A 951-nucleotide genomic window follows, 5' to 3' on the forward strand; every position below is an offset into this window, starting at 1 on the left:
GATTTTACAACACAAGCATTATCATAAACCCAGCAATTGCCATCATGAGAAAGGTTATCTTCCTTTTCAATAAAGCCCCCTAAAGTACCTGCTTTAACATCAGCAAAGTCTTTTAATGCTTTAATGCGATAAAGGGTATGATTATTAATTACACGCGTTTCATTTGTGAGTGCAAACTTCTTTTGCATGAGCACAATTCCTTTATAGAGATTTAAATTTTTAAATGAGATGTTTAAAGGAGGGCGCCCCCGCCGCGCCCGCGCGTGTCATTTACGCAGCATCACTTTCATATTCGCTGTCATTATCATCGTCATAATACCCTTCAAAATCAGCATAATACTCATGACGATAATAATCATCTTCGCTACCAAACTCAGGATATGCATCATCACAGATATCTTCATTAGCTGTTAAAGAGGCATTGCTATGAATATATGAAGAACCAGAGATAAGAGCATCACAAATAACGGCATCATCAAAAACACGTGATTCATCACAAATGTAAGCAGAGCCACTTATTTTTGCATTGCCTCCGACATGAGCATCATCACAAATGACAGCATTATCGGAAATATGAGCATGATCAGTGACACGGGCGTTATCATAAATTTGTGCATTGCCTTCAATTACAACGGCGTTGTTAGCATGCGCATTACCAGACAGCTTTGCATTGTCCTTTAATGTCATACCTTCAAAAATAGCATTCCCATAAATTTGCGCATTACCATAGACATCAACAAAAAAGCTTTTTACTTTAGCATTTCCAAAGACGCGTGCATTTTGAAAGACCCGAGCTTTATTATACACCCAGCAATTACCTTCATGAGAGAGATTATCTTCACTTTCAATATAGCCACCGAGGTCACCTTTTTTGACATCATCAAAATCTCTTAAGGCTCTAATTCGAGTTAAGAAATGACCATCGATATATTCACAATCATCAATAAATTC

General features: G+C 37.4%; 1 protein-coding gene and 1 pseudogene. Both read right to left on the reverse strand.

Going from position 1 to position 951, the window contains the following annotated elements:
• A pseudogene (locus tag ACFIN0_RS09805) lies at positions 1-188 on the reverse strand (hypothetical protein); the annotation flags it as partial.
• A gap of 82 nt (positions 189-270) precedes the next feature.
• On the reverse strand, positions 271-951 hold a 681-nt coding region (locus ACFIN0_RS09810; protein WP_375651490.1), incomplete at its 5' end, for a hypothetical protein.

The sequence above is a fragment of the Bartonella sp. AA89HNZF genome (assembly GCF_042196905.1).
Taxonomy (GTDB): domain Bacteria; phylum Pseudomonadota; class Alphaproteobacteria; order Rhizobiales; family Rhizobiaceae; genus Bartonella.